15 protein-coding genes and 1 pseudogene are annotated in these 19,323 nt (G+C 68.9%); 8 read left to right on the forward strand and 8 right to left on the reverse strand.

The genetic code is table 11. The features are described 5' to 3' along the window. The first annotated feature begins 74 nt into the window (after positions 1 to 74). Positions 75 to 2,354, forward strand: a complete 2,280-nt coding sequence (locus J3S20_RS26775; protein ID WP_216839998.1) for a GumC family protein — start codon at positions 75 to 77, stop codon at positions 2,352 to 2,354. A gap of 259 nt (positions 2,355 to 2,613) precedes the next feature. Here J3S20_RS26775 and J3S20_RS26780 read toward each other — a convergent pair whose 3' ends face one another. Together J3S20_RS26780 and J3S20_RS26785 are read right to left on the reverse strand one after the other, a co-directional pair. Further along, a complete protein-coding gene (locus tag J3S20_RS26780) occupies positions 2,614 to 3,186 on the reverse strand; it encodes a polysaccharide biosynthesis/export family protein (RefSeq protein ID WP_246603307.1) in 573 nt (190 codons plus the stop codon). Between the two features lie 154 nt (positions 3,187 to 3,340). Next, the gene (locus J3S20_RS26785) at positions 3,341 to 4,696 is read right to left on the reverse strand and encodes an outer membrane beta-barrel protein (RefSeq protein ID WP_216840000.1); all 1,356 of its coding nucleotides are present in this window, start codon (positions 4,694 to 4,696) and stop codon (positions 3,341 to 3,343) included. A 627-nt stretch (positions 4,697 to 5,323) separates the two neighbouring features. Between J3S20_RS26785 and J3S20_RS26790 the strand changes: the two genes are divergently transcribed. From J3S20_RS26790 to J3S20_RS31390, 3 genes and pseudogenes are all read left to right on the forward strand, one after another. After that, positions 5,324 to 6,178, forward strand: coding sequence for a LuxR C-terminal-related transcriptional regulator (locus J3S20_RS26790; protein WP_216840001.1), 855 nt, complete (start codon positions 5,324 to 5,326; stop codon positions 6,176 to 6,178). 222 nt (positions 6,179 to 6,400) lie between these two features. Beyond that, positions 6,401 to 6,688 (forward strand): annotated as a pseudogene (locus tag J3S20_RS31385) (Ig-like domain-containing protein); the annotation flags it as partial. Positions 6,689 to 6,759: 71 nt separating this feature from the next. Further along, positions 6,760 to 7,320 carry a phage head spike fiber domain-containing protein gene (locus tag J3S20_RS31390; RefSeq protein ID WP_456305711.1) on the forward strand — a complete coding sequence of 187 codons (561 nt, stop codon included), beginning with the start codon at positions 6,760 to 6,762 and terminating at the stop codon, positions 7,318 to 7,320. A 3-nt stretch (positions 7,321 to 7,323) separates the two neighbouring features. Here J3S20_RS31390 and J3S20_RS26805 read toward each other — a convergent pair whose 3' ends face one another. The 3 genes from J3S20_RS26805 to J3S20_RS26815 all read right to left on the reverse strand — a co-directional run bounded on the left by J3S20_RS26805 (position 7,324) and on the right by J3S20_RS26815 (position 9,997). Beyond that, entirely contained in the window at positions 7,324 to 8,337 is a 1,014-nt protein-coding gene (locus tag J3S20_RS26805; RefSeq protein WP_216840004.1) for a GNAT family N-acetyltransferase, read from the reverse strand. Positions 8,338 to 8,388: 51 nt separating this feature from the next. Further along, positions 8,389 to 9,048 (reverse strand): GNAT family N-acetyltransferase, encoded by a 660-nt coding sequence (locus tag J3S20_RS31205; RefSeq protein WP_216840005.1) that lies wholly within the window; start codon positions 9,046 to 9,048, stop codon positions 8,389 to 8,391. 175 nt (positions 9,049 to 9,223) lie between these two features. Further along, on the reverse strand, positions 9,224 to 9,997 hold the full coding sequence (locus J3S20_RS26815; protein WP_216840006.1) for an HAD family hydrolase: 774 nt from the start codon (positions 9,995 to 9,997) through the stop codon (positions 9,224 to 9,226). 174 nt (positions 9,998 to 10,171) lie between these two features. Here J3S20_RS26815 and J3S20_RS26820 point away from each other — a divergent pair, with 174 nt between their 5' ends. From J3S20_RS26820 to J3S20_RS26835, 4 genes are read left to right on the forward strand one after another with little or no spacing between them, the layout of a single operon-like run. After that, a complete protein-coding gene (locus J3S20_RS26820; RefSeq protein WP_216840007.1) occupies positions 10,172 to 11,203 on the forward strand; it encodes a UbiA family prenyltransferase in 1,032 nt (343 codons plus the stop codon). Beyond that, complete coding sequence (locus J3S20_RS26825; RefSeq protein WP_216840008.1) at positions 11,200 to 11,652, forward strand: GtrA family protein; 453 nt, start codon at positions 11,200 to 11,202, stop codon at positions 11,650 to 11,652. The genes J3S20_RS26820 and J3S20_RS26825 overlap by 4 nt, the downstream gene beginning before the upstream one ends. A gap of 21 nt (positions 11,653 to 11,673) precedes the next feature. Then, positions 11,674 to 12,915, forward strand: a complete 1,242-nt coding sequence (locus J3S20_RS26830) for a hypothetical protein (protein WP_216840009.1) — start codon at positions 11,674 to 11,676, stop codon at positions 12,913 to 12,915. Between the two features lie 11 nt (positions 12,916 to 12,926). Then, on the forward strand, positions 12,927 to 14,126 hold the full coding sequence (locus J3S20_RS26835; protein ID WP_216840010.1) for an acyltransferase family protein: 1,200 nt from the start codon (positions 12,927 to 12,929) through the stop codon (positions 14,124 to 14,126). A 307-nt stretch (positions 14,127 to 14,433) separates the two neighbouring features. Here J3S20_RS26835 and J3S20_RS26840 read toward each other — a convergent pair whose 3' ends face one another. The 3 genes from J3S20_RS26840 to J3S20_RS26850 all read right to left on the reverse strand — a co-directional run bounded on the left by J3S20_RS26840 (position 14,434) and on the right by J3S20_RS26850 (position 19,319). Beyond that, on the reverse strand, positions 14,434 to 15,765 hold the full coding sequence (locus J3S20_RS26840) for an O-antigen ligase family protein (RefSeq protein WP_246603308.1): 1,332 nt from the start codon (positions 15,763 to 15,765) through the stop codon (positions 14,434 to 14,436). A 113-nt stretch (positions 15,766 to 15,878) separates the two neighbouring features. Then, a complete protein-coding gene (locus J3S20_RS26845) occupies positions 15,879 to 17,096 on the reverse strand; it encodes a glycosyltransferase (RefSeq protein ID WP_216840011.1) in 1,218 nt (405 codons plus the stop codon). A 3-nt stretch (positions 17,097 to 17,099) separates the two neighbouring features. Next, positions 17,100 to 19,319, reverse strand: a complete 2,220-nt coding sequence (locus J3S20_RS26850; RefSeq protein WP_216840012.1) for an NAD-dependent epimerase/dehydratase family protein — start codon at positions 19,317 to 19,319, stop codon at positions 17,100 to 17,102. Between the last annotated feature and the right edge of the window lie 4 nt (positions 19,320 to 19,323).

Below are 19,323 nucleotides of genomic sequence, written 5' to 3' on the forward strand. Positions count from 1 at the left end.
CTGCATCAGGTGCTGCACCGGGTACTGCATCGCGGGGCGATCCTCCGGCCACCCGAATTGGAGAAGCCCCCCCTGTGGACAGCGCCCCCTACGCGATGCTGCTTGACCACAAGCGGCCCGACGTCTCGCTCGCGGGCCATCGCGAGCGGGTCGCCGCGAACACCTTCATGTCCATCTGGCGGCGTCGCTACATCATCGTCCTGGTGGTCCTGCTCGCGCTCGGCGCGGCGGCTGCCGCGCTGATGCTGATGCCGCGGGTCTATTCCAGCGAGGCGGTGATCCAGCTGGAGTTGGCGCACCGCACCAGCGCGCGGCCGGCGAGCGCCGGCGCGCCGGCCGTCGTGCTGGAGCCAGCCGCCCTGGTCCAGAACGAGGCGCGGATCCTGCGGGGTCGCCCGCTCATGCGCACCGTGGTCGAGGAACTCGGGCTTGCCGAGCAGGCTGCCGCGCCAAACCGCCTGGCCGCCCTGCTCAACTTCCTTCCGGCGCATGTGGCAGACCGGGTCAGGCAGCTGGGCGAGCGCCTGCAGCCCAGCCCGGCTGCGATGGAAGCCGCGGAGCTGCGGCGCGACCAGGCCATGCGTGACATCCTCTCCCGCCTCTCGGTGACGACCGACAACCGCTCCTACCTGGTGTCCATCGGCTATCGTGCGAATGATCCCGAGCTGGCAGCCAGGGTCGCCAATGCCGTGGCCGCAGCCTATCTCCGCCGGGAGGTGGAAGAGCGGCGGGAGTCGGCGGAGCGCAGGACGGCGTGGATCGACGACCAGATCCAGCAGACATCGGCGGACCTCGAAAAGGTACGGGCCGAGATCACGCAGTTCCGCCAGCGCACCAACATCCTGGAACCTGGCCGCGGTGGTGCCGCCGGGGATGCGGAGAACGTCGCACAGCAGCAGTTGCGGACCCTCACGTCGCAGCTCAACGCGGCGATCCTCGCGCGCATGAACGAGGAGCGCCGGCTGTCGCGAGTGCAGGAGATTGTGTCCGCTGGCGGAACGCCCTCGGCATCCGACGTGCAGGGCCAGCCGCTGATCTCCGCGCTGCTCGAGCGCGAACTGGTGGCGCGGCGCGACCTCGGGCAGATGCAGACCCGTCTCGGCAGCCAGCATCCGCGCGTGGCGGAAGCGGCGGCTGGCCTGGCGGAGGTTCGCGGCCGCCTCGCGGCCGAATCCCGCCGCGCCATCGACATCGCCCGCGCCGATCTCACCGCCGCCCGGCGGACGGAGGCCGAGCTCACCGCGGCGCTGCAGACCCTGCAACGCGGGATGATCGAGGCGAAGCCGGACGAGGTCGCGCTGCAGTCCCTGCAGACCGGCGCGCAGGAGACGCAGGAGCGCCTGGCAGCGCTGATCCGCAGCCGGCAGCAGACACTGGCCGATGCCGCCATAGCGCCAGCCAGCGCCTTCCTGGTCATGCCTGCGGAGCCTATGCGCGCCGCCGCTTCGCCGCGCCCGATGATCGTCATGCTGATCGGCCTGGCCGGCGGCGGGATCCTTGGCATCGGCCTCGGCCTGCTGCTGGAGCGTCGCGATCTGGGTGTCCGCACGAGTGGCGACATCGAGGAGGCCGGCGGACCGCGCTGCCTGGGCATGGTGCCCTCGCTGCCGTCGCGCGACGTCGCGGCCATGGCGAAAGAGGCGGAGCACAAGGTCTCCGATATGCCGATCTTCCAGGAGGCCATCCGTTCGGTCGGCGCCAGCGTCGGGCTGTTCGACGCGGCGAGGGGTTGCCGGCTGGTGCTGGTGACGTCCGCGATGCCGGGCGAGGGGAAGTCCACCGTCTGCGCCGCGCTGGCCTGTGCGCTTGCGGCCTCCGGACGGCGCGTGATGCTGATCGACGGTGTTCCGGGGCGGCGCGACGTTCAGCCGGTGGAGCCCGCGGAGTTCGGCGACGGAAACCAGGTGGTGCCCGGTAGCCAGACCGACAGTGCGGCACAGAACACCATGGTCGTCATCCGCCGGCGCGCCAGCCTGCGCGCGGGCGCCGACGTGTTCGGCACCGACCGGTTTCGCGCGCTGATCGAAGAAGCCAGCAAGCAGTTCGATGTCATCATCATCGAAGGCGCGCCCGTGATGCTCGTCGCCGACTCGCTCGTCCTCGGGCGTCTGGTGGATACGGTCATCCAGGTCGTGCGCTGGGCCGACACGAAGAAAGCGATCCTGAGCGCGTCGCTGGAGCGCATGCGCGACCACGGCGTGGCCGTGGACGGCATCGTGGTGACGCGGGTGAACCTGCGCCGTCACGCGGCGCTGCGTTTCATGGATCAGTGTTCCTTCTATGTGAAGGAAAGGCGGTTCTATGATCGCCTGGCAGGCAATGGCCGGGCGTCCCGCAGGGCGCGCGCGATCTAGTTCCATGGACCGGTCCGCCGACCGATCCAGGGCGTGAGTACCGCCCGGCGCCTATGCGACGGGGCCGAGGAAGGCGGATGGTTCCGCCCTGCATTGAGGGCGGCCCAGGGCGGTCACGCGACAGGGCCATGGGTGCAAGGGGCGGTGCGTTAGACTGCCCTGAACCGGCAAAGCTCGCATGACGCCGGACAGCAGAAAGCCCTGGCCGGGGACGGTCAGGGCTTTTCCGCCGGGCGGACGGACCGGTTGCCGTCGCCGGTCAGAGAGTGCGCTCGAAGACGTTCACGACATCGCCGGGCAGCAGCAGGGACTGGCGGGTGCCGCGAAATTCGCGCGCGCGGCCATCCTCCGTGATCCGGGAGATCCCGACGTAGTCGGTCACCGCGCGGTAGTTGAAGCCGCCGACCACCGCGACCGCGGAGAGCACGGTCATCCCCGGCTGGTACGGCGTCTGCCCGCCGCGTTCGACCATGCCGAGGACGAAGATCGGACGGTAGGTGACGACCTCGACCGCGACGGAAGGCTCGTTGTACAGCTCGCGCTGGATCATCGCCTGTTCGATGGCGGTGGCCGCCTGTTCGGTCGTGCGGCCCGCGATCGGGATGGAGCCGACCATCGGCATGGCGATGGCCCCCGTGTCGCTCACCCGGAACTCGCGGGTCAGCTCCGGATCATTGGCCACGATGACGCGCAGCTGATCGCCCGGCCCGAGCCGGTAGGCGCCGCCCGTATGTTCGGACAGGATCGGCAGGTTGGCACCCGGAGAGGTGCACGCCGAGAGCAGGCCCGCCAGAACCGGCGCCGCCAGCAAGACATGCCGGCGTCCAGGCATGGCCTGGTTTCGGATATCTATTTGTGGAGTATATGTCATTGCCAGGACAGCCTCCTGATAAATTTGGGCGCTGCGGGGTATTAGGCAGGACTGAAATATCCAGCCGACCTCCCTTACGGTCTAATAATGGTTTATGGGCCGTCGAAAAGCAATCTTAGATGGCGAGCCGGAGGCGAAGGTGGAACAGGTTTCGATCAAATTCCTGAAATCCCGCCGGCGCATCCAGGCTGCGCACATGGCGGTAACTTGCGATGACGGAGGCGTTTCGGTTCAATAGCCAGCGCATGGTGACGGTGGCGACGCCTTGCCGCGCGGTCGCATCTGGTTCCTTGTATTCGAGCTGTTCCGCGCGCAGCTCGCCGCTGAGAATGACGTTGCGCCGCAGCTCGTAATCCGCCTGGAACCGACCGGAGGTGAGCACGTAGCTCACATTGCTGCTGCGCAGCGATTCCTCGATCGTGCGCTGCGCGCCGATCGTCAGACTGAGAAGCTGCGACGGCAGTAGAACAAGCTGCCCCTCGAAGGCGGGGCCGGAGATGTTGCGGAGCGCGGGATCGTCGAATTCGCGCCGCCGATAGCCGATGCCGAAGCTGGCATAGACCAGCGAGGTGATGTCGTAGCGCGCACCGGCGAGCACTTCCCAGGTGAATGAGTCACGGCCCCGCTGGTCGGCCCGATCGTAGGTGATCTCGCTCAGCCGCGTCGTCAGCATCACGCTGCGGCCGGGCAGGAAAGCATAGGAGGCCCCTGCCTCACCGGTCAGCCTGGTGTAGTCGTTCGCTGCGGCGCTGCCGCCGCGGAAGCCGGGGTCACTCTGTTCCTGGAAGCTGAAGCTGCTGCTTTCCAGTGCGCCGGTCAGGCTGACGCGATTGAGCGCTGCCACGCCGTTCGCGCGGAACGTCTCCACGTCGTAGCGGAGCGGTCTGGTCAGCGCGCCCTGCTGCACCTCGAAGCTGGTGATTTCGATGTGGTTGCGCGACCGGCCGTATGCGACGCCGACCGAGGAGGCCCGCCCTATGTCGTAGCGGGCGAAGGCATCCAGGCTGTAGTCGTTCCAGCCGTAGTCGTCATCGCCGAAGTAGCGGCGCGTGGCCTGTGAGGCGTTCAGGCCGAAGGCGTGCCGGGTCTGGGTGCTGGTGAGGTTCAGGGTGATCTGTTCCTCGAGGAACGCACTGGACTTGTCGCTGCCGCTGTTGGGCGCCGTGTTGTCGTCGTAGCCGCCGCCGAGGTCGATGGCCGCATCCAGGCGGAAGCCGGGCAGCCGAACGCCGAGCGGATCATAGGCCGGGCGGGGGCGGGTGAGCACGGTGACGCCCCGGGCCAGTTCCGCCGGGTTGCTTGGCTGCGCCGCGGCAGGCCCCGCACCCGACAGCACGGCCCCCGCAGAGAGCAGGGCCACGCAGGCACCCCGCAGAGGCACGGCCCCCACAGGTCCAGTGGCGCGGTTTCCGGGCCGGTCGGCGAGGCGGGGTGGCGGGCGGAAGTCCGGCGGTGGCTGCGTTGCGGTCATGCGCGAGCTCCCGTGAGCGCCTCAATGGTCCTGCACCACGGCGGTCGAGGTCAGGATCCTGCACGGCGCCGTGTCGACGGCGCAATGTTAATGCAAGATGCTAGACCGTCGGCAGCGCTTGCCGATGCGGTTTTGGAACAAGAACCCGTTACTTTCCCGTTCCGACGCGGCCGGGGCAGCTCCCTGGCCTGTTCTGCGCGCCGAGGCGCGGGGATGTGCGCCAAGTGCCCGATGCGGGAGCCTGGACCGGCTCCACATCGGCCGAGCCGTCCAACTCTTCCGGGGCATCCAGCCGTCCCCATCGGGTAGCGCCTGGAAATTGTGAGGGAGGCCGCCGGGAGCGCGGGTCCCAAACCCGTCGAGAGGCCGGGAAAGATGCACGCGATTGAAGTGGGCTATCGGAAATTTCGTTGTTTTTTCTCTTATGCTTATCCCGATTCAATGTATTTAAAAATCTATCCAGAAAATTCTCGTTGTCATTTTTTTTGCCACAACTAATATCGATGCGGCAACCATGTCTTAGAGGGAAGGTCGGCGGCTTCTGAATTAATGTGTCGCGCAAGATAATCAACCCACAAATGTTTCCTGATTTCCGTTGAAGCCGCAGCCAGAGAAAGGATTCGTCTCATGAGCCGTCGAGAAGGTGATGGGCTGGATGCGTCCGGTTCGATCCACACGATTATTATCGACACCCAGCGGCTTTTCCGGGATGCCCTGCGGCGCCTGCTGGAGGCATCGTCCGTCGACGTTGTCGGCGAGGGTCGTGATGTCGAGGAGGCGCTTCGGTCGATCCCGACCAACACATCGCTCCACCTCGCCATCTGCAGCTTCCTGTCCGAAGCGGACGCGCTGCGCGATCTTCCTCGCGCCGCCGAGCTTCGCCGGTTTCACCCGGGATTGAAGCTGGTCGTCCTGGCCGACCTGCAACAGCACAACATCCTTCTCGGCTCGCTCCAGGCCGGTGTCGAGGCGCTGCTCTCGCGGGATATCTCGAGCGATGTGCTCCAGAGAGCGCTGGAGTTGGTGCAACTTGGCCAACGCGTGATGCCGGCGGAACTGGTCCAGCTTCTGCGGGACCCTGCCTGCAGGCCGACCTCCAGGACAGCGCAGCAGGAGCCTGCCGTCGCAGCCTCGGACCTCAGCCGGGCGGCGTCCCTGACGCCGCGCGAGTGCCAGATCCTGCAGTGCCTGATGGACGGGCGCTCCAACAAGGAAATCGCCCGCGACCTCCGGCTCACCGAGGCGACGGTGAAGGCGCATGTGAAGGCGCTGCTGCGCAAGACCCACATGACCAACAGGACGCAGGCCGCGATCTGGGCGATCACCCACAATTTCCAGATCAACGACGTTCACGCGCCGGAGCCCTGTCGCGTGAAGGCGCAGCCGGATTTTGCTATGCCGCCGCTGCACATGCTGCCTGCGAATGGCAGCCTGGTCGGCGGCTCACTGCCGGTCGAGGAAGGGGTGCTGGTCAGGGAGTAGGTCTGGCAGGCTCGGCCGAAGGCGAGGCCGGACCGCACCGGCAGTCATTTGTCCGCGCCCGGATGATCCTGCGCCGGACCATCCGGGGTAGCCCATGGGGGCTGGCTCGGAACCCTTCATAGTCCAAGCTGCAACGCCTCTCGCCACCTAGCCTCTTCCCGCTGGCGTTCCAAAAGCGCTGACTCGTGTCGAAGCAAGGATTGGCAAAAGAGCAGCGCACCGATTTCGGTCGCCGATGTGGCATCGGTGGTCGAGGATGCGAGCCTGGTGGCGAACGGCAATGTGCTATGGAATGACAGCGACGCCGATGGCGATACGCTCAGCGTCACCGCCGTCAACGGCCAGGCCGCCGGCGTCGGCGCCACCATCCTCGGCATCTACGGCACGCTGCTGCTCGGCGCCGACGGCCAGTACAGCTACACGCTGGCCAATGACCAGGCGAACGTCCGGGCGCTGGCCGCGGGGCAGACCGTCACCGAGACGTTCCGCTATACCCTGTCCGACGGCCAGCCGCACTTCGTGCCGCGCCCTTCGCCCTGGCAGAACCTGATCAGCCAGTCGCAGGCCTTCGACAACGCTGCGTGGAGCCGCTTTTCCGTGCCCGGAACGCTGCCCGCCGTCGCCGCCCATGTCGCTGCGGATCCCTTCGGCACCAATCTCGGCGCCGACCGGCTGGCGCTCGCCGGCATCGCCTCAGGCATCTACTACACGCGGCCGTCACCGGGCAGCACAGCTTCAGCGTCTGGATGCGCCTGGTCAGTGGCAGCGGCGCGTTCAGCTTCAACTACTACGACGGCGTCGCCAAGGCCCTGCGATCCACCACCGCCACCGGCGAATGGCAGCGCTTCACCGGGACCCTCGCCGGCAACGTTGCCCTGGTGCACGACTTCAATCAGGCCGCGACGGGCGTTTTCGAGATCTGGGGCGCACAGCTGAACGCCGGTCCCGCCGCGCAGGACGACCTGCCCACCAGCGGCGCGCCCGCCACCATCACCGACCCCGCACCAACCGAGCTCACCATCGCTTCCACACGGACCATCTCCATCCAGGGCAACAGCGACAGCACCCTGCTGGACCTCGCCGCCTGTGCATCGCGACGTCTGGCGCCGGCACGCCGAAGCGCGATGCACGACGAGGGCTGAACGCTACCCGCGACCGTAGCGGAAGGCGATCACGCTGGCCGGATGTTCCGAGACGCGGCACTGGTCGCGCGATCGGCTGAGGTTGGCATCAGGGTCGGCAACACCCATCACGAAGCGGCCCTCGGGGTTCTGCTCATGGCTCTGCCGCAGCATGGCCAGCATCAGGTACCAGGACGCGCCCTCGTTGTCGGCTGGCGCGGCGCCTTCCAGGTAGTAGGTATTGCCACCGAAATGAATGCCCGAGAACATGGCCAGTGTCTGGCCACACACCCCGACCGTGGCGATGAAGGCCTGGCGCCGCCAGATCAGCGCGCGCAGGAAGGCGCGCATCCATTGCCTCGGCATGTTGAACCGTAACTTCTTGCGACGGCACATCGCACCGCGCAGCCGGGTCAGCAGCTGGACCTTGCCCAGCATGTCGAGGCCTTCGTGGATGGTCAGCACGATGTCCGGATGGCACTGCGCCGCCTTCTTTGCGTTTCGGCGCGCGTTGTTGCTGACGGCGGACAGGTACTGGTCCCAGCTGGCCCAGCGCGCGAAATCGACCGCCTGCACCGCCAGGCACGCGACATGGTCGATCGACACGCCAGCCAGGTCCCGCAGGTCCTGGTCGCGGCTGCGCTCAAGGCTCCACGTCGATCCGTATCGGTAGGTCCCCGGTCCGAGCGCGCGGAGCACCGCCGCCATGGCGCCTGTCCAGCAGTCCTGGTGGCCCGGCAGCAGTTGCAGACTGTCGAGAAACCGGCGGGACCTGGGGCCGATGGCAACGGCGCATTGCCCGATCTTGCTGCACCACGAATCACCGGACCGGAATACCTCGAAGAGCTCGACGCGGCAGAAGATCCGCCAGAAGCGGATGTGCCCCATCGCGCAGTGATGCGAGGCGCCGCAGCGGCCGGCGAAATCCTCCCAGTCGCGCACCGAGCTGCTGGCGAGCCGAACCCGCCGGACCGTCACGGCCGGTGCCAGGTCCTCCCGGCGCAACTCCAGGGCCGCAGACCCTGACATGTGGTTCATCCGGCAGGTCCTTTGCGGGCGATCCTGGCAGCAGGTGCTGCCTGGCCTCGTTCAGCCTTCCCTGAATTCCTCGAAGCGCCTGCGCTTCACAAGGTTGAGGAGGAACCGGTTCTCGGTCCGCACCAGGTACGGTGAGAAGCCGGATTTCCTGCAGCCGCGGAGCGAAGGGACGTTGTCGCGTTCGACGAAGGTGATGACGTAGCGGCATCCGAGATCGACGGCGCGCTCCGCGATGAGGGCCATGGCCGCGGACATGATGCCGTTGCCGCGATAGGCCACCGGCGTGTAGGCATTCTCCAGCAGCGCCTCGTTCTCCTGCAGCACCGGGAACCACTGCGCCGGGAAAAAGGACTGGATCTTCGCATTCTGGCTTGGCCCCATGAGCCACTGGAAATAGCAGGGCGATCCGGTGGTCTCGTCGACGGCGACGTAGCAGGTCGGGATCGCTGCCTCGTGATGCGCGCGGCGGGTACGGATCTCGACCATCTCCTTGCGGGCCAGCCCGGGCTGGTTTTCATCCAGCAGCACGGGCAGGTCGGATTCCTCGAAGGCGCGGATCCGGATCGGGATCTTCGCCTTCGGTGCGATCAGCGGAATCTCCAGGTCGCGGCGCAGCCCCAGGGCCACGCGCTGGTCGTAGATGAGGCCCATGCAGCGTCTGGCGAAGTCGGCGTATCGCCGTTCTGCCAGCAGTTCCAGCGCCACATTCACGGAGTTCGGTGCCAGTTTCATGGTCTCGGTTCCTCCCGCCTTTCGCGGCTGGGCAGCAGCCCGTGCCGCCGCCTGCCACAGGCGCCGCCGGCCATCATTTTTCGTTGGTGGGAATTTAGTAGGATCTGCGATACCGCCGCGCGAACCACAGCTTGCCCGCGATATTGTAACCGGGTCAAAATATCTTTGTATCTACCCCGAGTGGAGCAATGCAGCGGTCCTCGCCCGGGTTGAGGAGGCTCACTGGAAGCCTGCCGGTGCCGCGCCAGTCCACGATCGCCCAGCCGCGCTCGTGCGCCACGCGCCGCAGGGTGGCGGTGGGATCCACCGCGACGGCGCTGCCAGCCGCCGCCAGAAGCGGGATGTCGCTTTCATGGTCGGAATAGGCGACGAAGTCGCGCGCCGTGGGAAAGCGTTTTGCCAGCAGCGCGCGCACCGCCGCGAGCTTCGGTGCACCGCGCAGGTTGTCGCCATCGAGCGATCCCGCCAGCCGGTCCTCCGCGGTCCAGGCGACGCGCGTTGAGACCACGGCATCGAAGCCGAGCCGCGCCGCGATGGGCTCGACATAGAGATCAAGGCTGGCCGAGGCGAGCAGCAGCGCGTCCCCGGCCTGGCGGTGCCGCTGCATCGCCTGCAGGGCGGCGGGCTTCAGCTCGTGCGCCAGCCTGTGCGCGGCGAAGTCGGCGGCCAGCGCCGCAAGCGCGCTGCGTGGCCGGCCGCCGAGGATGGCGTCGAGGTAGGCCGCCTTCAGATCGCTGTTGGTGATCGCGCGCAGGCCGAAGCGTAGCGTGTGCAGCGGCAGCAGCGCGGTGCGCAGCTTCCGTGCCGGCCCCAGGCGTCGCGCGGCCTGCATCAGGAAGACCAGGAACAGGTCGCGCCGCGAGATCGTTCCGTCCAGGTCGAATACTGCAACGCGCACCGGCGCCTCGCGCCTGCCGCCGTCGCTCATCGCGCCATCCATCGAACATCCACTCCGCGGTTGCGGGCGATGATGCGCCGCCATGCGGGACGGGCAGAAGCGCCCAGTTGGACTAGCCCTCCTGAGACAGGCGCCATCCCGAAGAGAAGATGACCCGTACGATTCCCCATCGCACTGTCCGGGTGGCATCAGCAGGGTAAAGCCATGAAGCCTTCAGACCGCGACAGTGCCGGCGGCCAAGTGGCCTCCGCCAAGGGCGCGACCATGCCTCGGGTGACCGGGGATGCGGTATTCGGCCTGGCCTACCGGCTGCCGGCGCGTACGACGGCAGCGGAGGCCTGGGCGCAGCTGCGGGCGCTGCTGGAATGCGCGCGGCCCCATCAATGGGCGAAGAACCTGCTGGTTTTCGTGCCGGCGGTGCTGAGCGGCACGATCACCGACGTGAACCGGGTGCTGGCGGTGGCACTGGCCTTCGTGGCACTTTGCTTGATCGCTTCGGGTACATACCTGCTGAACGATATCCTGGACCGCGAGGATGACCGGCTGCACTGGTCGAAGTGCAAGCGCCCGCTGCCGTCCGGCCGGCTTTCGGTCGGCGTGGCGATGGTGGCGGCCCCGGTCGCCATCGTGCTTGGCCTGCTGCTGGCGCTGGCGGTGGGCGTCATGGCCGCCCTGGCGGCGGCCTGCTACCTCGGGATGACGCTCGCCTATTCCCTGGCGTTCAAGCGCATCCCCATCCTCGATGTCAGCGTCCTGGCCGGGCTGTTCACGCTTCGCCTCGTGCTTGGAATCGCGGCCGCGCAGGTCTTCGCCTCGCCTTGGCTGCTGGTCTTCTCGATGTTCCTGTTCTCCTCGCTATGTTTCGCCAAGCGGTATGTCGAGCTGGTGCGGGCCGGGCAGCGCGGCACGGCTGCGCTGGCGCATCGCGGCTACAAGGGCGCCGATGGCCCGCTGCTGCTGGTGCTCGGTCCCTCGGCCGGCATGGGCGCGGTCGTAACGTTGATCCTCTACGTCATCTTCGACGCCTTCCGGCAGACCTTCTACGGCAACACTGCCTGGCTCTGGGCCTTTCCGCTGATCCTGTTCCTGTGGGTCTCGCGCATCTGGCTGATGGCTGCGCGCGGCGAACTGGATGACGACCCCGTCGCCTTCGCCGTGCGGGACGCGCCCAGCATCCTGCTCGGCGCGGTCATGCTCTGCGCCTTCGTGCTGGCCTGGTCCGGCCTGTTCGGATGAACCGCACGGCATGGGGCCTGCTGCGCGGGCTGCCGCAGCCCGTCCGCTTCCTGCTGGCCGGCGGTGGCGCCGCCGCCGTCAACTGGCTTGTGCGCTTTCCCCTCTCGGCGGTCATGCCCTTCCTCGCCGCTGTGCTGGTGGCGGCGGTGATCGGGATGCTGGTCGGCTTCGTCCTCTACCGGGGCTTCGTGTTCCCGGCATCGGCGCGTCCGGTGCTGCTGCAGGCGCGCGACTTCTTCCTGGTCAACCTGCTGACCTCGGGCCTCGTGGCGCTGCTTGCATTGCTGTTCGTCGCGCTGGCCGTGCGGTTCGGCATGGGCACCGTGCTGGCGGAGGCGGTGGCGCATGCGGGCGCCATCGCTGCCGGTGCGCTGCTGAACTACCTGGGCCACAGCCTCGTCACCTTCGGGCCACGCGGCGCCGGGATGCGGGCCTGGCACCGCGTCTGAAGCATGAGGAGAAGCCTTGCCATGATCGACTCCACAGCGGTGCGCGCCGCGCGGCGGCAGGCGCTGGTCCTCACCGGCTTGTTGCTTGCGGTGGGCGGCCTCTATCTCGGGCTGCTGGGCTGGCGAAGCACGGATGTGGATTGGTGGTTCGTGCCCTGGATGGAGCACATCATCCAGCACGGCGCGCGGGCGTCGCTCGCCGAGCCGATCGAGATCCAGGTCGCAGGCGCACAGGGTTTCGCAAATTACACGCCGCCCTATCTGTACCTGCTGATCCTGGCAGGATTCGCGTCGGACGTGCTGTCCTCCTTCGCGCTTGTGAAGCTGGTGGCGGTCGGTGGCGCGGTGTTCTGTGCAGGCTGCGTCTTTTATCTTCTGCGGGCGCTGGTGCCCCCGGGCGTGGCGCTGCTCGGTGCCGCCGGCGTGCTGCTTCTGCCGACCGTCGCGCTGAACGGCGCGGCCTGGGGCCAGACGGATACGATCTGGTCCGGGCTGGCGGTGCTCGTGGTGGCCTTCGCGCTGCGGGAGCGCTGGGCCGCGATGCTGATCACCTTCGGCGTCGCGCTGGCCTTCAAGCTCCAGGCGATCTTCATCGCGCCCTTCATCCTCCACATCATCCTCTCCCGCCGCGTCGGGCTGCGCTACTGGCCGCTGCCGCTGCTGGCCTATGCGGCGATGATGCTGCCGGCCTGGCTTGCGGGCCGCCCCGCCTGGGATCTGGCGAGGGTGTATCTCGACCAGGCCGGAACCTATCGCTGGCTGTCGATGAACGCGCCCAATCCCTGGTCCTTCGTGCAGTATCTGCGGCTGGTGCCCTACGAGACCGGCGTCATCATCGGGACACTCGCCACCATCCTGGCCGCGCTGCTGCTGGGCGGGCTGTCGGTCCTCTGGCGGCGGCTGGAACGGGTTGACCTGCTGTTGCTGGCGGTCGTGGTGGCGGGCAGCATGCCCTACCTGCTGCCCAAGATGCACGACCGCTACTTCTTCCTGGCCGATGTGCTGGCCTACGCGCTCGCGATCAGCCGGCCTCGCCCGTGGACGATCGGCGTGGCGGTTGCGATCCAGCTCGGCTCGCTGGGCGCCTATGCGGCCCACATGCTCGACTTCGCCCCGGGGAAATACCTCGGCGCGCTGCTCATCGGCGCGGCGCTGGTGGTGGCCCTTGGCCAGCTGCTGCGGGCCTTGCGGCGGCCGGGTGCCGGGCTGTCGCGCCACGCTTCGCTCTGGCCGGCCAGGGCCGGCGCCCGGTCGGTTGGTTGAGGGGGATGACGATGCCCGCCAACGCAGGACCTGCCTCCGGGCATCGCACCGATTCCCTCGATGTCGGCCGCGGCATCTGCTCGGTGCTCGTGCTGCTGTTCCATGGCCTGCTGGTGCTGCGGATCGACGGCGTCGACAATCCCCACCTGTTGCCGGTCGATGTTTCGGATCCCTGGCTGCTGGCGCAGCATCTGCTGCTCGGCCTGGCCAATGGGCCGGCCTACGTCACCTTCTTCTTCGTCCTCAGCGGCACCGTGCTGGCGCTGTCGCTGGACCGCGACCCGCCCGCCCATGCGGGTGCCGTTCTGGGCTACCTGGTGCGGCGCGGCTTCCGGCTGTATCCGCTGCTCATCGTCAGCGCGGGCATCGCGGCGCTGCTGCATCTGTACTATTTCGAGCTGCGCGACTGGCCGCAGGCGACCAGCTGGTTCAACGACAGCTTCAAGATCGACCCGGCCGAGCTTCCGGCGGAGTTCCTGGCGAATGCGCAGGGCCGCAGCGCCACGCTCAATGGGCCGGCCTGGTCGATCAAGGTGGAGATCCTGGCCTCCGCGGCCTTCCCCGTGCTGTACCTGCTCTCGCTGACCGCGCGCCGCGCCGTGCCGGCGGCGCTGGTGCTGTGCGCCGCGATGTTCCTGCTGCCGGGCAGCGCCGCACGATGGCACCACATGAACGTCTTCCTGTTCTGCTTCTTCCTGGGCGCGCTGTTGCCGCGATGGGGGCGGCCCGTCGCGACCTGGCTGCTGCGGCTCGGCCGCTGGCCGCGGATGGCGGTGCTGGCGCTGCTGACGCTGGTCTTCCTGTTCTCGCGCAGGCTGCTGGCCCCCGATGCCTTCGCGCCGCCCGGCGCCGTGTTGCTGGAGGCGCTGTGCGCCGCGGTGGCCGTCGTGCTGCTGCTGCACGGGCGCGACCGCGTCTTCTTTCATGCCGCACCCATGCGCCTACTGGCCCGGCTGTCCTTCGGCCTCTATCTGCTGCATATGATCGTGCTCAGCGTCATCGGCCATGCGGTGCTGCCATGGCTGCCGGTGCAGCTCGGGCCGGTGGCGGCGCTGGGCTGGGGCCTGCTGCTGACGCTGTTGGCCTTCTGCATCACGCTGCCCCTCGCCTGGGTGCTGCACGCCCTGGTGGAGCGCCCGATGCAGCAGCTCGGCCGCGTCATCGCGACGCGCCTGGCGAGGCGCCCGAGCCCGCTGCAGCGCGCCGCCTGATGCCGACGGCGCCTTGGCAGGACCGCTTCCAGGCCCATCGAAGGCCGGGAGGAGATCTTCGACCTCCATGGCTTCAGGGCAGTGCGGTGAACGGGCCTGCTGCGTGACGCAGAAGCGGCGGGCCGGCTTCCCTTCGCAGCGGCGCCGCGCGCAGGCCGATCCACGGGAATGAGGCGACCCGCCGCGACAGGCCCAGGCGCCAAGCGGCAGGACACCAGGCCGCACGGCCTTGTCTCATCGTGCGGTTCCATGGCAGATCGGCCATGTCCTCGCTGCAGGTCGGTGCAACACGGCGCGTGGCGAAGCTTCAGCCTGGCCGGTCCGGGCCGTCCCCATCCGCAGCGCGCCGCTGCAGCACGCGGCGCGGCATCGATGCCGCGCCGCCCCGCGATTGCGCCCGGTAGATCATCGCACTTCCGCTGCCCAGGCCGAGCAGCACCCAGAACCAGATCCCAAGCATCGGCCCCTCGATCGCGACATCGAAGGACGCGTTCACCAGGATGGAAGCCAGGTAGCAGGCGAGGAAGAGAAACAGCCGGAACCAGGCCGGCTCGCCACGCTGCCGCGCCAGCAGCATGCTGCGTCCCATCATGCCGAACCACGAGGCCAGCATCGCCAGCCACAGGACCAGGCCCGGCACCCCGGTGCGTGCCAGGATGGTCATGTGGGCGTTGTGCGGGCTGCGCAGGATCGGCGTGCCGGGCACCACAGTGCCCTGATACCCATCCGATTCCGCCAGCGAGATGCCGAAACCCTTGCCGGTCCAGAAATATTGGCCGTGCACGGTGTAGCCCAGGATGTCGTCCCACCAGCGCAGGCGCCAGAGCTTGGTCCCGTCGAGCCCCGCCTCCGAGGTGTCGCTGAAGATGCTGAGCACGTTCAGCATGATCTGTTCGAGGCTCACCTCGCGGGTTGTGGCGCCGAGTTCGAGCCCGTCCGCCGCCACGGATGCGGCACCCGCCAGCACCAGAGCGACGCCGAGCGCCTTCAGCGCATCGAGGGTCTTGCCTGAAGCCAGGATTGCGCAGCCGACCGGCAGGGCGATCGCCAACATCCCGCCCCGGCTCTGGCCGGCCGTCATTCCGATCCCCGCCAGCAGCAGCAGCAGCCAGAGCCAGTTGACGCGCTGGAAGAACAGCAGGGCGAAGACCGTGGCGCCCGCCAGGTGCACCGCCACCTCCCCGGGCCGCAGCAGGACCAGCGGGAGGCCGGAGCCCGGCCAGGTGGGGACCAGCTGCGGGACCAGGGCCAGCGCATAGGGCACCAGGGCATAGCTGCCGAAGATCAGCGCGAATGTGCTGAACAGGCCGAGAATGAGGGGCAGCCGGCCCGGTCGCTGCAGCAGCAGCCCGCAGGCGATGAAGGCGAAGGCGCCATACAGCAGCAGCACGCTGTCCCGCAGCGCATCGATGCCGTGGATGCCGATATAGGGCACCGTCCGGATCACCCCCCAGAGGCACAGCACCGCCAGCAGCAGGTTCGGCAGGTTGGTCAGCGTGCCGTAGAGGCAGCCGCTGAACAGCAGCACCAGCACGCCCAGGCCGAGCAGGATTTCGCCGATATAGAGCGGCGCCAGTCCGAGATAGGCGAAGCCCTTGCCGAAGATCGCATAGCCGCACAGGCTCACGGCGAGGGCCATGAGATAGCGATCGCCAAGGCTCTGGCGCACGGCCGGGCGCGGCACGCGCCGCATCGCGGCGCCCGGGAGGGGCACGGGTTTCGGCCCGGGAAGGGGCAGGGCGTCAGGATGCCTCATGGCAGGCAGCACCGGCGCAGACGGGCCGCGATCTCGGTCCAGTCGCCGTGGCGCAGCACCAGCGCATGGGCGGCGGCGGCGCGCGCCTGCCATTCGGCGGGCGTCAGCGCCTCGGCCGCGTGCAGCGCCGCGGCGACCGCGGCGGCGGAATGCTCCGCGATGGGCAGCCCGGCCTGCTCCGCCACCACCGCCGCGCGCAGGCCGGTGCCCGCCGTGACGATCAGCGGCAGGCCGAGCAGCCCGGCCTCCAGCGCCGCAAGCGGAACGCCCTCATAGCGTGAGGCCATGACGAAGTAGTCGCATTCCCGCAGCACGGCATCGCGCATGTCGCCGAAATGCGGCCCCAGGATGGTGACGCGCCCAGCGATGCCGAGCCGCGACGCCATCCGCGCCAGCTCCGCCTGCGCCGGACCGCTGCCCAGCATCGTCAGCCGCCCGGCCCCGCCGGCGCTGGCATAGGCAGCGAAGCCTTCGAGCAGCAGGTCGAGGCCCTTGTGGGCGATGGCGTAGCGGCCGCAATAGGCGAAATGCGGAAACGCCGCGGAGGGTTGCCGCACCGCCGGCGCCGCCGGCACCGCGCCGAGGCGGGAGGACCAGGCGCCGTTGCCGATGATCGCGATCCGGGCGCGCGGTGCGACCCGCCGCAGGATCGCAGCCTCCTCCTCCGACAGCGCCTGCACCACCCGCGCGCCTTCCAGCAGCCTGCGCTCGAACAGCCGCAGGTAGAGCGCGGTGCTGCGCTTCAGCGTGCGGCCGGTGGGGTCGTAGATGTGGGAGAAGCGGCCATGCACGGTGATGGCGTAGGGGATGCCGCGGCGACGCAGCGCCTGCCCGAGCCCCGGCAGCATCGGCTCCCGGCCGCCATGGATATGGCACAGGGTCCCGGGCCCGGCGCCGGCGAGCAGCGCCTCGATCGCAGCCTGCGAAAGCCGCACCGTGCGCCCGCGCAATGCCGGCCCCTCCAGCCGGACGATGCGCGTCGGGCAGGCGGGATCGAGCGCTGGCGCGACATCGCCGCGGGCCAGCAGCACCAGGCTGGCCCGGTCGCCCGCCGCGCGCTGTTCCCGCACCAGGGCGCGGGCGACGTTGTGGACGCCATTCGCCTCGCTCGGGTGGCCCAGGCCGTCGGCGACGGCCAGGTGGCGGACCTCCAGCGCAGGCCCGCCCGGCTGCGCCGGCGCGGGTCGCTGGAGCGGCGGGGCGATGGCGTTCATGGGCTACTCCGCCGCCATCGCCGCCGGCTGCGGCGGTGCCGAGGCTGGAGCGGCCGGCAGGCGGGCCCGCCGCTGCGCGCCAAAGGCCCATTCCAGGTAGAGCGCCGTCGCCGCCATGCCCTTGCCGAAATCGTAGCGCGGCGCGTAGCCGAGCAGCCGCCGCGCCTTGCCGGAATCGACCGAGGCCTTCGCCGCGTACAGGCGCAGCAGCTGGGGATCAGGCAGATGGACCAGGCCGGTCGGGCGGCTGCCATCGCCGAAATACAGCCGGCTCACCAGGTCGTAGGCCGGCTTCGGCAGGGCATCGAGCCCGGCCTGCAGCAGGCTTCGCACGGCCGGCGCGCGCACCGCGATCTGCACGATCTTCTTCGGGTTGCGTGCGACCAGCTTGATGTCGTGCAGCAGGCCGCTGTTCTCCTTCGCGATGTCTGCCGCGGGGCGATAGACTGGGCCCGGGATGCGGAGCGCGCTGGCAAAGGCTTCGAAGAAGCGGCCCCAGGTCACCGGCTCCGGCCCAGAGATCACGAAGCGTTCGCCCACAGCCTCCGGACGCTGCGCCGCCAGGATCATGGCATCGACGACGTCGTCCACATGCACGGCGTTGCACAGGCCCTCGCCGCGGTCCGGCAGAATCACCGTGCCGTAGAGCAGCATCTCCGCCGGCGCGATGGTCCAGGGGCGGGAGAAAGGTCCATAGACGATGGTGGGCTGCACGATGGTGCCCTGCAGCCCCCGCGTCCGCACCGCATCCAGCACGGCCTGCTCCAGCTCCAGCTTCGTGCGCGTATAGACCCAGGACTTGTCACCATCCCGCGTCTCCTCGGTCAGCGGGCCGTCCGGAAAGGGCTCGTAGACCGAGAAGGTGCTGGTATAGACGAAGCGCCTGGCCTTGCTTGCCACGCAGGCGTCGATCAGGTTGCGCGTGCCCGTCAGGTTCTGCGCGGCGGAGCGGGGGTCGTAGGCGCAGTGGAAGACAAGCTCCACGCCGTCCAGCGCCTCCGTCACCGCCGCCGCATCCGCCAGGTCGACCTTGCGGATCTCCACCGGCAGCCGTGCCAGCCGGACGGCGGTGCCGATGCTGCGGACCAGGCAGCGCACCTCCGCGCCCTGTTCCAGCAGGCGTTCGGCCAGCCTGCCGCCGATGAAGCCGGTGGCGCCGGTGATCGCGACCTTCGTGCCGCGGGCCACGACCGGCTCATCCGGCTGGGGCGCGGCGGCGTCCCATGGCAGGTCCAGCGGCTCGCGCCGGGCGTAGCAGGCCTCGATCGTCTCGATCGAGCGCAGCCCCTCCACCCCGGCCACGCCAAGCTGGCGGCCACTGCCGATGCTCTTGCGGAAATCGGCCAGTTCGGCGCCGAACAGCTCGGGGAAACGCTGCTCGGGGAAGCTGCCGACACCGAAGCCATGCGCCTTGAAGGCGCGGACATTCTCGGAGCAGTACAGCACCTCGTTGCGGTAGAGGTGGACCTCGACGAAGCCATTGGTGCCCTCGATGCGGCAGGTGTTCGGCAGTTCGCGGCTGCGGCTCAGCTCGATCAGGCCTTGGCCGCCCGCGGCAAGCTCCAGCTCGATCAGGCAATCCGCCTCCACGCCCGTCAGCGCATCGTCGCGGTAGCGCAGGATGCGCGCCGGGCCGAGCCACCACAGGATCTCGTCCAGCGTGTGGGCGCCCGTGTCCATCAGCACGCCGCCGCCCGCAAGGCCGGGCTTGAGCAGGCCATCGGTGCTGGTCGCCCAGTTGAAGACGAAGCCCTCCCGCGCCTCGAACCGGTGGATGGTTCCGAGCACGCCGGCCTCGAGCAGCGCCTTCATCCAGCGCGTGACATGCAGGTAGCGCCGCAGAAGCCCGACCGAGAGGATCGTACCCGCGCTGTCCGCCGCCTCCAGCATCAGGCGCGCATCGGCGGCGCTGGTCGCCAGAGGCTTTTCCATGAACACATGCTTGCCCGCGGCCACCAGCGCCTTGCCGATCGGACCGTGCAGCGTGTGCGGTGCCGCGACGATCGCCGCGTCGAAGGCGTGGGCGACATGGGTCCAGTCCGCCGTCCTGACGAGGGACTTGCCGCCGCCGGCGATGGCGGCCGTGGCGGCGAGGTTGCGCTCCGATGGATCGACGAGGACGTCCGGCCGCCAGCCGATGCGGCGCAGGGCCGGCAGCAGATGGTGCTGGACCACCGCGCCGCAGCCGATGATGGCAAGCCGGGGTGGCTTCGCGTCAGGCATTGCA

The sequence above is a fragment of the Falsiroseomonas tokyonensis genome (assembly GCF_019024325.1).
Classification (GTDB): domain Bacteria; phylum Pseudomonadota; class Alphaproteobacteria; order Acetobacterales; family Acetobacteraceae; genus Falsiroseomonas; species Falsiroseomonas tokyonensis.

Excerpts from the sequence above, each read along its gene's own strand:
- J3S20_RS26840 (WP_246603308.1), bottom strand. The coding sequence starts at position 15,765 with ATGGCCCTCGCCGTGAGCCTGTGCGGCTATGCGATCTTCGGCAAGGGC.
- J3S20_RS26835 (WP_216840010.1), top strand. The coding sequence starts at position 12,927 with ATGCCCGCCAACGCAGGACCTGCCTCCGGGCATCGCACCGATTCCCTC.
- J3S20_RS26785 (WP_216840000.1), bottom strand. The coding sequence starts at position 4,696 with ATGACCGCAACGCAGCCACCGCCGGACTTCCGCCCGCCACCCCGCCTC.
- J3S20_RS26830 (WP_216840009.1), top strand. The coding sequence starts at position 11,674 with ATGATCGACTCCACAGCGGTGCGCGCCGCGCGGCGGCAGGCGCTGGTC.
- J3S20_RS26815 (WP_216840006.1), bottom strand. The coding sequence starts at position 9,997 with ATGAGCGACGGCGGCAGGCGCGAGGCGCCGGTGCGCGTTGCAGTATTC.
- J3S20_RS26790 (WP_216840001.1), top strand. The coding sequence starts at position 5,324 with ATGAGCCGTCGAGAAGGTGATGGGCTGGATGCGTCCGGTTCGATCCAC.
- J3S20_RS26780 (WP_246603307.1), bottom strand. The coding sequence starts at position 3,186 with ATGCCTGGACGCCGGCATGTCTTGCTGGCGGCGCCGGTTCTGGCGGGC.
- J3S20_RS26845 (WP_216840011.1), bottom strand. The coding sequence starts at position 17,096 with ATGAACGCCATCGCCCCGCCGCTCCAGCGACCCGCGCCGGCGCAGCCG.
- J3S20_RS26820 (WP_216840007.1), top strand. The coding sequence starts at position 10,172 with ATGAAGCCTTCAGACCGCGACAGTGCCGGCGGCCAAGTGGCCTCCGCC.
- J3S20_RS26850 (WP_216840012.1), bottom strand. The coding sequence starts at position 19,319 with ATGCCTGACGCGAAGCCACCCCGGCTTGCCATCATCGGCTGCGGCGCG.
- J3S20_RS26825 (WP_216840008.1), top strand. The coding sequence starts at position 11,200 with ATGAACCGCACGGCATGGGGCCTGCTGCGCGGGCTGCCGCAGCCCGTC.
- J3S20_RS26805 (WP_216840004.1), bottom strand. The coding sequence starts at position 8,337 with ATGAACCACATGTCAGGGTCTGCGGCCCTGGAGTTGCGCCGGGAGGAC.